This is a genomic window from Pseudomonas sp. TE36184 (assembly GCF_054060055.1).
In genome coordinates this window covers 1,261,804-1,274,246 of the sequence record NZ_JBSSCU010000001.1, presented here as the reverse complement: position 1 = coordinate 1,274,246, position 12,443 = coordinate 1,261,804, and the positions used below count along the sequence as shown (strand labels likewise).

Below are 12,443 nucleotides of genomic sequence, written 5' to 3'. Positions count from 1 at the left end.
GGAACTTGGCAGGCTCAGAATTGAGCAGTGTGGTTTGTCCCGGAGCTGGTCGCTCATCATTCACTTCATGGGGACTCAGCGGACATCTCCATCTCTGGGCTGAGTGTGCCGAGCCAGGCAACCAGGCCCATAATGATCACCGCGACCGAGAACTCTAGAATCATGCTGCGCCGTAAAGCGTTGATCGCGACGGTGTGAGTATCTGCCTGAATGGATCGCTCAAGCAGCGGGCTCAGGTGAAAGCGGTTTACCGCCGCAAATACCAGCATCCCCGCGAACAAGAAGACCTTCAAAGACAGCAGGGCCCCATACGTGCTGGAGGTCAATGTCTCGAATGCTGGCCCGACAACCATCAGATAGTTGACGATCCCGGTGATAGCCAGGGTTGCGACGATAAGCGTCCCCGCTGATTCGAAACCAGTCAGCGTTCGAGCCAGCAACCGTATCTGCAGATCGCCTGTGAGGTTGGTTGAGCGCAATAACAACGCAAATGCAGCGAGAGCGCCCAACCAGCTGCCTGCACCCAGAAGATGGACAATATCGCTGGTGAAGTGCAGGTAGCGTCGACTGCCTTCATCCATGGCGCCATGTCCCGTCCAGGCGAGCGTCGCGAGGGCGATGGCCCCACACAATGTGGCCAGCCAGAGGCTCAATGCCGGGCTTCGTCGATTGAGAGTCGCGGCGATGACCGCCAAGGTCAATGAGGCTATTCGAACCATCCAGGTCAACCCGACGTCAGTGTCCATCAACATCATCTGCAGGATGTGGTGATGCAGCTCCATGACGCTGGACACGCCGCTCATCGTCTTGGCCATCTGTAGCATGGCCACCATCGATAGCAGTATGCCGATAAGGGCCGTTCCCACCAGCAACGACCCAAAATTCAACACGGCACCGTCTGCACGTTCCTTTCCTCTGAGACTGTACAGGCCAAACAGTGCCAGCCCGAAGAGCAGCATCAAGTCGATATAGAGCGCGAAGCGAAGGCTAATGTAGATGGAGTCGTCCATGGATCACTTGACTTTAAAGGTCACGGTACCTGTGATCGGGTGGGTATCGGAAGAAACCGCCCTCCACTCGACCTTGTATGTGCCAGGTGTGAGCGGCGCTGCCGGGGTGATGACCATCATTTTCGGATCGTCGCTACCCGCGACACTCGCTTTGACACCCATGGGGGAGTGGGCGGACATGCCCGGCATTTCGGTCATGATCAGTTTCGCGCCGGAAAACTGGGTGGTGAGCTTTTCCGAGAAACTCAGTTCGATTTTTGCCGGTGCAGCCACGGTGGCGCCATCGACCGGGGTGGAGGACAGTAATTTTGGATGCGCCTGGGCGGCAGTGCTCAACAACAAACCGATGCTGAGTGCAGCGACAACACCGAGGGCTTTAAACGATGACATGCAAGGCTCCTGACGGCCTGGGCCGTGGGTGGGGTGTTACTGTTAGAATGGATGTAGGGATGTATCTTTCGGTCAGGTTTAGAACCACATTCGCACACCGACGACAAAGCGCGTATCGCTCTGGTCTTCGCCTTCTTCGAGGCGGTAATCCGCCGTTTTGCCGTAGGCGCGGTTCCAGGTCACGCCGATGTAAGGTGCGAACTCGCGGCGTATTTCATAGCGCAGTCTCAGGCCGACCTCGGTGTCCGACAGCCCTGAGCCTGTGGCCCGTTGCGGGTCGTTTTTGCCATAGAGGTTGATTTCCGCAGTGGGTTGCAGAATCAAACGGTTGGTCAGCAAAATGTCGTAGTCACCCTTGAGCCGCAGCGCGGTCTGGCCGGCCTCGCCCAGGTAAGCGGTGGCTTGAGTTTCAAAGTCGTAGAGCGCCATGCCTTGCAGCCCCAGCGCCGCCCAGGTCTGCGGTGCGCCAGGTTTGAAGTCTTGTCGCACACCACTGACCACGTCCCACCAGGGACTGACGGCGTGTCCCCAGAGTGCCTGAAGCTCAGCGCTTTCGGTCACGCCATTGGTTCGCTCGCCTTCGGTACGCAACCAGAGACGATCCGTGTCGCCGCCAATCCAGCCGTTGGCTTCCCAACGTAATGCGCTGCCCTTGTCAGCGTCTTGCCATTCGAGTTGATCGATCAGGAAAAATGAGTTGATGGCGCTGTCGTGCATCTGGTGGCCGGCATGGCTTTCAAACACCGCCGCGCGATCGGCATCGGTGAGCGCCGGAATGGGTGTACGGCTTTGCTGGAGCGCTGCGGGTTTCATACCCTGCATCTGGGAGTGATCCATCTCCTGCATCTGATTGCCGTCCATACCTTGCATGGGCTCGGTCTGCCCATAAGCAAGCGTCATGACACCCATCCCGAGGATGGCCAGGCCGGCGAGTAGCGGTTTAGCGGTTCTATCGAAGTTCATGTCTGGCTCCTACTCTTGTACACGGACTTCGCGGAACATGCCCATTTCCATGTGGTACATCAGGTGGCAGTGGTACGCCCATCGCCCCAGGGCGTCGGCGGTCACGCGGTAGCTGCGTTTGGTGCCGGGCGGCATGTCGATGGTGTGTTTGCGAACCATGAAATCACCGTTTTCATCCTCCAGGTCACTCCACATGCCATGCAGATGAATGGGATGCATCATCATGGTGTCGTTGACTAGAACCACTCGGATGCGCTCTCCATATTTGAGATGAAGTGGTTCGGCGTCCGCGAATTTGACGCCGTCAAAAGACCACGAGAACTTTTCCATGTGTCCGGTCAGGTGCAACGTGATGGTGCGGCTGGGTTCCCGACCATCGGGATCCTGGAAGGTGCTCTTCAGGTCTGAGTAGGTCAGCACCCGGCGACCGTTGTTTCTCAGTCCCATGCCAGGATCGTTGAGTTTCGGTGTGGGACTCATCGTCTGCATGTCGACCAGCGGGTTATTCGCTTCCGAGGCCGGGTGGGGCTCCATCGAGTCCATGCTGCTCATGCCCGGCATCGAGTGCCCCGACGTGTCTGCCGAGCCTGGCGTCTGACTGTGATCCATGCTCTGCATCGATCCACCGTCCATGCCCGTCATACCCTGCATGCCGTTGTCCTCGCCGGCCGCCATTTGGCTGTGATCCATACTCTCCATGCCTTGCATCGAGTCCTGGGTCATACCCGTCATATCGCCATGATCCATGCCGGCCATATCCCCCATGCCCATGTCGCTCATCGTGATCAACGGACGTGGATCCAGGGGCGGCACAGGGGCCGAGAGCCCTTCATGTACAGCCAATGTGCCTCTCGCGAAACCGGTGCGATCCATCGACTGGGCGAACAAGGTGTATGCATTTTCAGTGGGTTCGACGATCACATCAAAGGTTTCGGCCACGGCGATGCGGAACTCATCGACGCTCACCGGTTTCACGTACTGCCCGTCTGCGGCGACGACAGTCATTTTCAGCCCAGGAATACGCACGTCAAAGTAGCTCATCGCCGAGCCGTTGATGAACCTCAGGCGCAGCCGTTCGCCGGGCTTGAAAATGCCTGTCCAGTTGCTGTCAGGAGCCTGTCCGTTGAGCAAGTAGGTGTAGGTGGCGCCGCTAACGTCGGCAAGATCGGTGGGGTTCATGTTCATTTCAGCCCACATTTTCCGATCCGCGACGGTGGCAGACCAACCGTTCTTGCTGACGTCATCAATGAAGTCGCCGACGGTGCGCTTGTGCAGGTTGTAGTAACTGGATTGTTTCTTGAGTTTCTTCATGACCCGCGCTGGGTCTTCATCCGTCCAGTCGGACAGCATCACCACATAGTCGCGGTCATAGCTGAAGGGTTCGGGATCCTTTGCATCGATGACCAAAGGGCCGTAGACGCCGACCTGCTCCTGGAACCCGGAATGACTGTGATACCAGTAGGTGCCGTTCTGTTTGACCTTGAACGAATAAACGTACAGGCCGCCCGGTTCGATGCCGTGAAAACTCAGACCCGGTACACCGTCCATGTTCACCGGCAGAATGATGCCGTGCCAATGGATCGAGGTGTTTTCCTTGAGCCGATTCCTGACCCGCAACGTCACCGTATCGCCCTCGCGCCAGCGCAGTATCGGGCCGGGGAGGCTGCCGTTGATGGTCATGGCGGAGCGGGGCGTGCCCGTGAAGTTCACCCCCATTTCACCGATAGTCAGATCGAAATGAGTGCCCGCGAGCACATTCGGCTGCCCCTGACTGGTAATTGCCCACACCGGGCTGCGCCACAGCCCAAAGCCTGCGAGTACCCCGCCTGCCGCCAAGGCTTTCACGAAAGTGCGTCTTGATGTTCTGGAATGCATCGAGGGGTATCCAGTCAGTCGGAGTCCAGGCAGATACGAAAGCGCTGCCACAGTAGGGCCATGGCTCGCTTCAGAGAGTCGGTGCCAGCCGCCATTTTGCGAGCAAGATGTCACATCATCAGCCCGCGCGTGATTACATTTCCGTCAGGTTGGCGGCGGCAATTTGGCTGCGCTGCGATAGGGCAGCATCGATAGAGTTGTCTTGTTGTGATAGGCCGTGTCAGGTTAGCCCTGACGTAGTCATCAATTGCCGTTTAAAAATATCGCTTACCGACAGCAGCAACCGCCGCCGTTCCCGCCACAACCCGAGGCTTTCTTACTCGGTACGCTTTCCATTGTCGCCAACTGTGCTGGATAGCCAGCCTCCTGCAGGGCTGAAAGCAGCGCATGGCTGTCCGAATCGCCGCTGACCTTCACCCGTCCAGCTTGTAGATCCACTGCTATGTCACTGACGCCTTCAAGTGGGCGCAGCGCTTCGGTGACGTGTTTGACACATGAGCCACAGCTCATGCCCTGGACTTGCAGTTCAACGGTTTTCATCGGTGACTCCTCATAACAAAATGCATCATGCGAAGGCTGAGGCATTCGGCTTTTCTGCGACGTTGGCTTATCTTCAACCTTGCTGCCATGGCAAGGTCAAGCGGTCGTTATCACTCAATCAATGGAAGCCTGGCGCAGGCCATCGTGATTTTGTACTCCTAAGGGAGTGCTATCGAGTAGTACGGCGGTGTCGCTCTAGCCATGCAGGCCATGGCGACACCGCCGTTGCATTGCCAGCGCCGCAATCCTCGGTGGATAGCGGTCGTCACTTCTTCATTGGCATATCCATCATCGACGACTGCTGATCCATCATTTTCATCATCATCTCCATCATTCCTTTACCCATACCCATACCCATACCGTCCTTGGAGCCAGACATTCCCATGCCTGAGCCCATCTCCACGCCCGTACAACCAGCAGCACCTTGCTGCTTACTCATCATGGCCAAGCTGTCCTTCATCGTTTTCATGCCCTCTTGCATGGCTGCTTGCCGTTCGGCTGGTGTCTTCGCGGCGGCGGCTTTGTCATGAGCGGCCTGCATTTTCTGCATTTGCTCGCTCATCGCTTTATTCATCGCCGACTCGGACGGTGCGCTGGCAGCCGTTGCGCTGGCAGGTGCGTCGACAGGGTGATGCTCATCTTCGGCAGAAGCCATGAAGACGCTGCTGGCCAAAATGGCGGCAAGAACCAGTTTCAATTGTGTTTGCATGGTGAACTCCGGATATTTAGAGATAAGCAGGGACTACTAAACCGCGCCGAATCGGCGCAATGACGCAGAGCGGCCACGGTGTGACCGCCCTGAAAGGCGAATTAATCGTTGAAGCGGACGAATATAAGGCGGGCTGGCGGCCCCGATGGAGCGGGGCGCTTCAGTGCGAGTGCAGCGAAGGTTATTGTTTGAGCGAGGTTAAGCAGCAGCATCGCAGGTAACAGCAAGGCAAGCGCTAAAGTGGCGAGATCCACTGTCGGGATCTGCGATGTGGGACTGATCGCCTTTGCTGCATCGGCACAATGCTTAAGGCAGCCGCTGGCATGCAGCGCATGTTCATCCACCTGTTGCAGCGTGGAAGGAGTCTCGTGCGTTGCACTCAGGCTGTGCTGCGGCTGCACCAGGCAGCCGTGAAATACCGTCACGATCACAGCCAACACCCACACCCCTAGGGTGAGTCGCAAAAGATTGCGGTAGTGATGACGGAACCAATACATGACGTGCTCCACGGGCCTGTTAGACCCTGTTTGTTTCAGTGTAGACACCCAGGCAGTCGCAGAGTTGACCTCAATCAGGTAAGTGGGTTTTTGGGTGCTTGGGCAGCAAGGCGGTTGCTCGGCAAGCAGGTGTTACTGCGGTCATGATTCCGAGAGTGCAATCTCCCCGAGTCGGTTTATTTCGGCAAAACTAAACTCAGCTTTCTTGGAGGCTGGCCATCCTCGCCGGCGGTTCATCGGCAGGCTGTTTAAATGGGAGCTTGGGTTTGACGGTGATGCCGGCGGCGATCAGAGCGCTGCGTAAGGACTGAGGCGCAGCGAAAGCGAGTCGCGCAACTCGAAACTGCCAATGCATAACAATCGGTAAGTGCCATGAGAAAAAAACCAGAGCATCACCTTCAACTTCGAGTACGCGAGCTTGGGCAGTTGTTTAACTCGATGGATCCGACACCTTTTCTTAACAAGGATCTAGATCGCGAAGCTGAAGCGTTCATTGAGACTTGGGCGGCGGAATTTTCGTCGGACAGCCGGCTTCGTATCACAATCCACCTTGAGCACCTACCAGCAGAGGGCGATCCAAGTGCGATCATGATCGAGGCAATCCACAATTACTTTGATCATAAGGCAGGCCTCACGCGCAGTGAGTTAAAACACCTCCTTCGAGATGGCCGCATCAGCCTGGTGATCGGCATCGCCTTTGTTACCCTTTGCCTGATTGCAGTCGATGTCATTGGTCAACTGGGCACTGGCGCTGTAGTCGGCACAGCGCGCGAAAGCCTGATGATCGTTGGCTGGGTGGCAATGTGGCGACCGCTGCAGATTTTTCTATATGACTGGTGGCCGCTTTTAAGATTGATGCGTGTCTACAAAGCCATCAGCCATGCACATGTTCGAGTGGTGCAAGGTAAATAATTTCTGCCGTAAGCCGAAAGAGGCCGGTATCGGCGAAGTATCCTTGAGCATCTAGGCCGCCAATGACTGTAGGGAGGAAAGATTGGGAATGGGATGAATGGCCGCGTCATTGGTGAACCCGCGCTAGAATCTTTGCGTGGTGCATTTACGTTTAGCAGACGTACTGGGTGCTAACCAGTCACCAAAGCTTCAGATACGGAAACGGAGATTCCGTGACAGGGCGACCTAAGGGCGGGTGTGAGGATGGAGCGCCAACAGCGCTGATTTTTCAGCAAACGGGGTTTTGTGGAAAAGCGACTAGGGGTAAGTGGAAATGCTTGCGATATTGAAAAATAGAAACTTTTAAAATTTGAAACTTTCTATCTATAGATCTACCTCCTTTAAAATATCTCCATTACATTACTTTTAGGGCGCTTGACTATAAAACGCTCCCCTTGAGTGTATCTCTTCCTGCCAGTCAGCACTTGAAGCGATGCAAAATAGCTTTTTTATACCCAAATAATATAACAATAAGTGGCTCCCCGCCCATACTCCTACTGTAATTTTGAAACTCCGTAGCTTGTGCGTAATTTTGAAACTTTGTAGGCCAATGAGTTTTATGGGGAAATCCAAGGGCTAGAGCATGGATCCACTTTCACATTCTTCAAGACCAGCAGGCGCGCCAGAGTTTGTCGTATTTAGTCATAAGCAGAATGAGAAAGTTAGCTTGTTCTGTCGGCCGACGTTGTGGCGATTTGCCGAGATAGAGTTTGACCCCTGGGTGAAAGAGGTGAGCGTTAACCAACGGTTGATCCACCTCGCCGAGGGAAGCGTTCCAGTGGCTCTTGCTTTCGAAAGCAGGCACTCTTCAGTCCTGGTATTCTCCAAGCTCTGCCTGGGTAATTGTCCGCCGAGTCAGATTCAAAAGTATGCTGACGATAATGGTTTCCTGTGCGAAGTTTTAGATTCCAAGTATTTGAAATCTGATCACGCGCGTTACGAAAACTATCTGCTCATGCTTTCGTATATAAACAAACACAGGGAGTCACTTACGGCGCGAAATCTACGAGGCACCCTGAAGCGCCTCCCTCGCCAGGACCTATCGTTGAGCGATGCCATGCAGGCAGTCGAGCAGGAATTTCCAGAGAAAGGCGCAGCGCTAGTGTTTGAATTGATCAGAAGGGGACATCTGACCGTTAAAAATTTAGGCTCGACTAAATTAAGTGGCGCCTCCCTGTTGAGCCATGGAGACGCACCGCATGAGTGAACAGCGATTTTCTAGATCAGAGCGTGTACGCGAAGGCTATGACTGCGACCGCTGGGCCTCAATTGACTTAACGGTTTTACCGGACAGCATTCGAGCCCAGACAGAGAACCGGATCAACGCGATCCGTGCCTTCTTAAAGGAGGGCGCCTCGCTTGAAGAAATTCAAGTAAAATACGGCATACCCCGTTCGACACTCTATCGAACGATAGAGAGATGCGAAGAGCTTGATAAGAACGGAAGTCCGGCTGGCTGGGCGGCCGCAATTCCCTATAAGCGCAGTGGTGAAAAGAAGTACCGTCGGACAGTTCCCGCTGGCTCGCCACCCCACCAGGGGTACTCTGGAGTTTTTACTCAGCTAGTCGAACAACATCAAGATTTGGCGGATTGGTTGAAGGCGCAAGCAAGTAAATATAAACCCAGAAAATCTGGCGGTGACTACTTCATAGCAATCCATAAAGCGTTCGTGCGAAAGTGTATTGAGTGTGGCGTGGCAGAAGATGAATATCCACTGAACCAGAAGACTGAAGCTATTAGTGGGTTGAGAAAATGGCTGCTGGATAAGCATCAGAAGTTACGGGCGGAGCAAGAGTTACAATCCTACGCAGCCAATGAGAATGCCCGTGATATCGACCCCTCTGATATTTTAGAGCAAGTTGAAGCCGATGGGCATAAACTGGACATTCGGCTGGTCATTCGTGAGGTGGATGCTTACGGAGAGCCGGTAGAATATGAAATTCTCAGGGGCTGGCTAATTTGCCTAATTGATAAGTTTTCACGGTGTGTACTGGGTTACTCATTGGCGTTAGGGCATAACTATGATCAGGTGGACCTGCTAACGGCAATCTACCGTTCACTGAGTCCGCACACCCGACCACCTGTCTGTATACCAAACACACGTTATCACGATCAGGGAGGGTTCCCCTCAGAAGCGGCCGGTGCTTGGCAGACTTGGTCCACATTAAAACTGGACAACGCATGGGCCCACAAGGCAAAGCAGGTAATTGAGGTATTGACGGACAGGTTGGGTTGCGTGGTTGAGTTTGGCAGGCCGCATACTCCAAATGACCGCCCTATCGTAGAGCGTTTTTTCCTCTACTTGGTTCAAAATTTTTCTCATCGAGTGATTGGCACCACAGGCAGTGAGTCCCAAGATGAAATAAAAACGCGCTTATCGCCAAAATCAAAAAAACCGCTGAAGATGCTGTTGACTCTCGATGAGTTGGAGAGCGCGTTAGACATAGTGATCTCTGATTATAACGGTCGGCCCCATTCTGCTATTCAGAGTCACGCGCCCCTAGATCTCTACCTATCGCGCCTGGCCGCCAGAGGGCTGCCGCCGAACACTTTACCTGTCCGCTTTCAGCATGAGGCGGCTTTCACGAAAGCTCGTGAGATCAAGACAGTGAAGACCAATGCAAAATATGGGGGGGCTTTCATCAACTTCGCCTACCAAAAATATCGAAATCCGGACGTGCTGCGCAGTAATTCAGCAGGGCAAAAGATGATCATTGAATATTCGCGTAGAGACGTATCTTCGATCAATTTGTTGGATGAGTTTGGAAAGTTTGTTGGCGTACTTACACCGCCGCCACCTTACTCCAATACGGCGCACAGCTACAAATTGCAAACGGAGATTTCAAAGGCCGTAAAGGATGGTCAGTTTCGCTTTTCGGATAATGAATCATTCCTTGAAGCAGTCCGAAGATTTCAGCTAAAAGGTAACAAAATGAGCCGGGCGAGTGCTACGAGTTTATACAAGCATACGGGGGTAGTTTCTTCAACCCCGCCTGTTGAAGAAACTACGCTGCCCGTGGAGCCCGAACCACAACATGAGCGAGTAAAGCTTCTCAAAGTGTTCACCTTCTAACAAGGGGCTGCAAATGGACATTCAAGATGCCCGACCCATCGAGATTGAGCTTCATCCCGTCTGTAACCAGCGTTATTTAATACCGACATTCTCAATCGGTGAGACCTACGCGTTGGTACTCAAGGTTATTCGGCGCAGAGACTCGGGTTTAGTGATCTGGGGGCATACTCGCTACGGCAAGACGTGGGCGATGCTGTACTGTCAGCAATGCCTGGTCCAGGATTTTCCCGATTTTCCGGTGGTCATATACAACGCAAAGCGAGAAGTGTCTGCCACCAAAGGTAATTTTTATAACTCACTGCTGGCAGTGGTTGGCCACAAGCAATGGAATGACAATGTCAGCATTTCGAAAAAACATCTGCGGCTCGTGAATTTCATGGAGCAAGTAGCACTCAAGGACTCACGGCAAGTCTTCATTCTTTTTGTGGATGAAGCTCAGCGACTCCAGCAGCAGCATTTTGACTGGATCAAAGACATCTACAATGATCTGAGGCTGAAAGGGGTGATACTGCTGCCAATTCTGGTCGGGCAACAGCAGTTGTTGGACCAGAAAAAGACATTCCTCAGGACAGGTGTGGAAGGTGAAGCCATCGTCAACAGATTCATGCTTTACGAGCATCCTTTTCGCGGCATACGCGAGAAAGAAGACTTTGCGACCTGCCTCGGCTTTTTTGACAGCACTCCCTATCCGGCCAATTCTTCCTGGACGTTTACCAAATTCTTTGTGCCACAGGCCTATGCGAATGGTTTTCGGCTGGCGCATGTCAAGGACATCTTGTGGGATGCCTTTTGTGTTAGCTATCAGGAGCTGAAGCTGAAAAGCAAGATGGAGATTCCAATGCAATATTTCAGTAAGACCATAGAGATTATTCTGCGCGACAGTGTGGACCTAGATCAGCCGGAATATACAATCACCAAGGAGTTCAGCTTGCGGTCAATCCGTGAATCATGGTTTTTAGCCGCAACGCTCAATACCAAGGCTGCTGACCAGAACGCCTGACGATGATTATTGTCCCGGATACGAAAACGCTGAGCGTTGTACCTAGGTACTGCCCGATCGTTCCGGAGTACATGGTTTACGAGTCTGCCTATTCTATTCTCAGTCGGTTTGCGCTCTACAACGTTATCCGGGGCGATGCTGTGGTCAAGATTTTCGCCCCTCCAAAGACCCCGGCGGGGCGTAAACGTAGTCGATGGCTAAACCTTGCCCATAGTGCTTCTGTTAATCCGGCGGCGATCCAAGAATGCTTTACCCTGAATGGCGCACAACGAGATGCTCTTTTTTTAGTCCCGTCGCCACTGTCAGTCAGTGATCACGTCGCCACCACGTTAAGAGTGTGCCCAGTGTGCCTGGCGCGTGGTGTGCATTATTCCATCTTCCAGTACCTGCTTATTCAGCAGTGCCCAGTCCATCAGGTCGAGTTGACCCAAACCTGCCGGACCTGTGGTGGGGCCATGGATTATTCATTGAACAGTAGGTTGTTCCATGAGCCATACGCTTGCCATCATTGTGGCCGACTCTTGCGGCGCAAAGGAAGTAGCAGTGGATGGTCGTACCTTAATAGATCTGGGCTCAATCGCTTGATGTTGGCGCATCGAATCTTTGAGCGTGGCAGGGATCGACAGATCTATTTTGATATCAGTCAGCCTATCAATGTCTATTTCGACAATGCTGTGCAATTTTCCTCTGCCACCCGCGATTTCGCAGTGCGCCAACGTGCACTGTTCAAAGAAGTTCAACGCTGGGTTACCGTAGGGCAGGGCAGACCCGGGGTTGGCTTTTACCGGACAACCAACATCGGCCGCCGCGTGACCATTGAGGAGGTGCAGAACGATGAGATGGTCGCCGCGCTTGTTCCTACGCTGAAATGTATCTTTCGGCAGATGAAAAAGCGCTTCCTGCCTGACATCCGGCTGAGCAGCCGGCGGTTGGCCGGAATGTGGAGAAACATTGAAGGGAGTGAAATCCCCCGTTCAGGTTATCTGTTGGCCAGCTATCTTGACTGGCTTTGCTTTTGGTATGACGTTCAGGCGCCAGCGGATTTGCGCTCGAAAGCGCGGCCCTCTCTAATCAGGAAGCTTAGAGCGTGGCTTGACTCCAAGCGGGCACACGAAGTGTTTACGCTATTAGACGGAAAGCCCGAAAAGCACTGGCTGATAATGAAAATACTGGCCCATGAGGTCGCTTACTTCATGCTCAGGCAACTGCAATCATTGTCACCCCCCGAGCCCGGTGCCGGCACGACCGAATCAAACGAGGTCGTCTATCACCGTACCGTCGGCCCTGCTGCATGGGCAGTGGTGGTGCTGGCCACTGACGCAACTTGTACATTTCATTTTTGTGCCCGTTGCGCGCTCATTGAGCTGAGTCGGCCGTGTATGAATGCTGCAGAACAGCGTGCGACGGTCGCTTCGCTGTCACATTAGTCCCCCG

12 protein-coding genes are annotated in these 12,443 nt (G+C 53.7%); 5 read left to right on the top strand and 7 right to left on the bottom strand.

Features of this window, described 5'->3' with window-relative positions:
• Nucleotides 1–65: 65 nt before the first annotated feature.
• The 7 genes from copD to ACVWZP_RS05665 form a co-directional block, all read right to left on the bottom strand.
• Nucleotides 66–1,010: a copper homeostasis membrane protein CopD gene (gene copD, locus ACVWZP_RS05695; protein WP_275959073.1), complete on the bottom strand. Its 945-nt coding sequence runs from the start codon at nucleotides 1,008–1,010 to the stop codon at nucleotides 66–68.
• A 3-nt stretch (nucleotides 1,011–1,013) separates the two neighbouring features.
• Complete coding sequence (copC, locus tag ACVWZP_RS05690) at nucleotides 1,014–1,400, bottom strand: copper homeostasis periplasmic binding protein CopC (RefSeq protein ID WP_057004127.1); 387 nt, start codon at nucleotides 1,398–1,400, stop codon at nucleotides 1,014–1,016.
• A gap of 78 nt (nucleotides 1,401–1,478) precedes the next feature.
• A complete protein-coding gene (locus ACVWZP_RS05685; protein WP_046383458.1) occupies nucleotides 1,479–2,363 on the bottom strand; it encodes a copper resistance protein B in 885 nt (294 codons plus the stop codon).
• A gap of 9 nt (nucleotides 2,364–2,372) precedes the next feature.
• Nucleotides 2,373–4,238: a copper resistance system multicopper oxidase gene (locus ACVWZP_RS05680; RefSeq protein WP_057004129.1), complete on the bottom strand. Its 1,866-nt coding sequence runs from the start codon at nucleotides 4,236–4,238 to the stop codon at nucleotides 2,373–2,375.
• A gap of 267 nt (nucleotides 4,239–4,505) precedes the next feature.
• A complete protein-coding gene (locus ACVWZP_RS05675; RefSeq protein ID WP_128191422.1) occupies nucleotides 4,506–4,778 on the bottom strand; it encodes a heavy-metal-associated domain-containing protein in 273 nt (90 codons plus the stop codon).
• Between the two features lie 265 nt (nucleotides 4,779–5,043).
• On the bottom strand, nucleotides 5,044–5,487 hold the full coding sequence (locus tag ACVWZP_RS05670; RefSeq protein WP_108524111.1) for a hypothetical protein: 444 nt from the start codon (nucleotides 5,485–5,487) through the stop codon (nucleotides 5,044–5,046).
• A gap of 101 nt (nucleotides 5,488–5,588) precedes the next feature.
• Nucleotides 5,589–5,984: a hypothetical protein gene (locus tag ACVWZP_RS05665; protein WP_169881063.1), complete on the bottom strand. Its 396-nt coding sequence runs from the start codon at nucleotides 5,982–5,984 to the stop codon at nucleotides 5,589–5,591.
• A gap of 372 nt (nucleotides 5,985–6,356) precedes the next feature.
• On the opposite strand from ACVWZP_RS05665, the gene ACVWZP_RS05660 reads away from it, so the two are divergent.
• The 5 genes from ACVWZP_RS05660 (at nucleotide 6,357) to ACVWZP_RS05640 (ending at nucleotide 12,436) form a co-directional block, all read left to right on the top strand.
• Entirely contained in the window at nucleotides 6,357–6,896 is a 540-nt protein-coding gene (locus ACVWZP_RS05660) for a hypothetical protein (protein WP_046489498.1), read from the top strand.
• 622 nt (nucleotides 6,897–7,518) lie between these two features.
• Complete coding sequence (locus tag ACVWZP_RS05655) at nucleotides 7,519–8,142, top strand: hypothetical protein (protein ID WP_457369525.1); 624 nt, start codon at nucleotides 7,519–7,521, stop codon at nucleotides 8,140–8,142.
• Nucleotides 8,135–10,009 (top strand): helix-turn-helix domain-containing protein, encoded by a 1,875-nt coding sequence (locus tag ACVWZP_RS05650; RefSeq protein WP_457369524.1) that lies wholly within the window; start codon nucleotides 8,135–8,137, stop codon nucleotides 10,007–10,009. Before ACVWZP_RS05655 ends, ACVWZP_RS05650 begins: the two co-directional genes overlap by 8 nt.
• 13 nt (nucleotides 10,010–10,022) lie before the next feature.
• Entirely contained in the window at nucleotides 10,023–11,009 is a 987-nt protein-coding gene (locus ACVWZP_RS05645) for an ATP-binding protein (RefSeq protein WP_457369523.1), read from the top strand.
• A 2-nt stretch (nucleotides 11,010–11,011) separates the two neighbouring features.
• Nucleotides 11,012–12,436: a TniQ family protein gene (locus ACVWZP_RS05640; protein WP_457369522.1), complete on the top strand. Its 1,425-nt coding sequence runs from the start codon at nucleotides 11,012–11,014 to the stop codon at nucleotides 12,434–12,436.
• Nucleotides 12,437–12,443: the final 7 nt, after the last annotated feature.

Coding starts and splice junctions, on each gene's coding strand:
- ACVWZP_RS05685 (WP_046383458.1), bottom strand. CDS start 2,363: ATGAACTTCGATAGAACCGCTAAACCGCTACTCGCCGGCCTGGCCATC.
- ACVWZP_RS05655 (WP_457369525.1), top strand. CDS start 7,519: ATGGATCCACTTTCACATTCTTCAAGACCAGCAGGCGCGCCAGAGTTT.
- copC (WP_057004127.1), bottom strand. CDS start 1,400: ATGTCATCGTTTAAAGCCCTCGGTGTTGTCGCTGCACTCAGCATCGGT.
- ACVWZP_RS05680 (WP_057004129.1), bottom strand. CDS start 4,238: ATGCATTCCAGAACATCAAGACGCACTTTCGTGAAAGCCTTGGCGGCA.
- ACVWZP_RS05660 (WP_046489498.1), top strand. CDS start 6,357: ATGAGAAAAAAACCAGAGCATCACCTTCAACTTCGAGTACGCGAGCTT.
- ACVWZP_RS05640 (WP_457369522.1), top strand. CDS start 11,012: ATGATTATTGTCCCGGATACGAAAACGCTGAGCGTTGTACCTAGGTAC.
- copD (WP_275959073.1), bottom strand. CDS start 1,010: ATGGACGACTCCATCTACATTAGCCTTCGCTTCGCGCTCTATATCGAC.
- ACVWZP_RS05665 (WP_169881063.1), bottom strand. CDS start 5,984: ATGTATTGGTTCCGTCATCACTACCGCAATCTTTTGCGACTCACCCTA.
- ACVWZP_RS05645 (WP_457369523.1), top strand. CDS start 10,023: ATGGACATTCAAGATGCCCGACCCATCGAGATTGAGCTTCATCCCGTC.
- ACVWZP_RS05650 (WP_457369524.1), top strand. CDS start 8,135: ATGAGTGAACAGCGATTTTCTAGATCAGAGCGTGTACGCGAAGGCTAT.
- ACVWZP_RS05675 (WP_128191422.1), bottom strand. CDS start 4,778: ATGAAAACCGTTGAACTGCAAGTCCAGGGCATGAGCTGTGGCTCATGT.
- ACVWZP_RS05670 (WP_108524111.1), bottom strand. CDS start 5,487: ATGCAAACACAATTGAAACTGGTTCTTGCCGCCATTTTGGCCAGCAGC.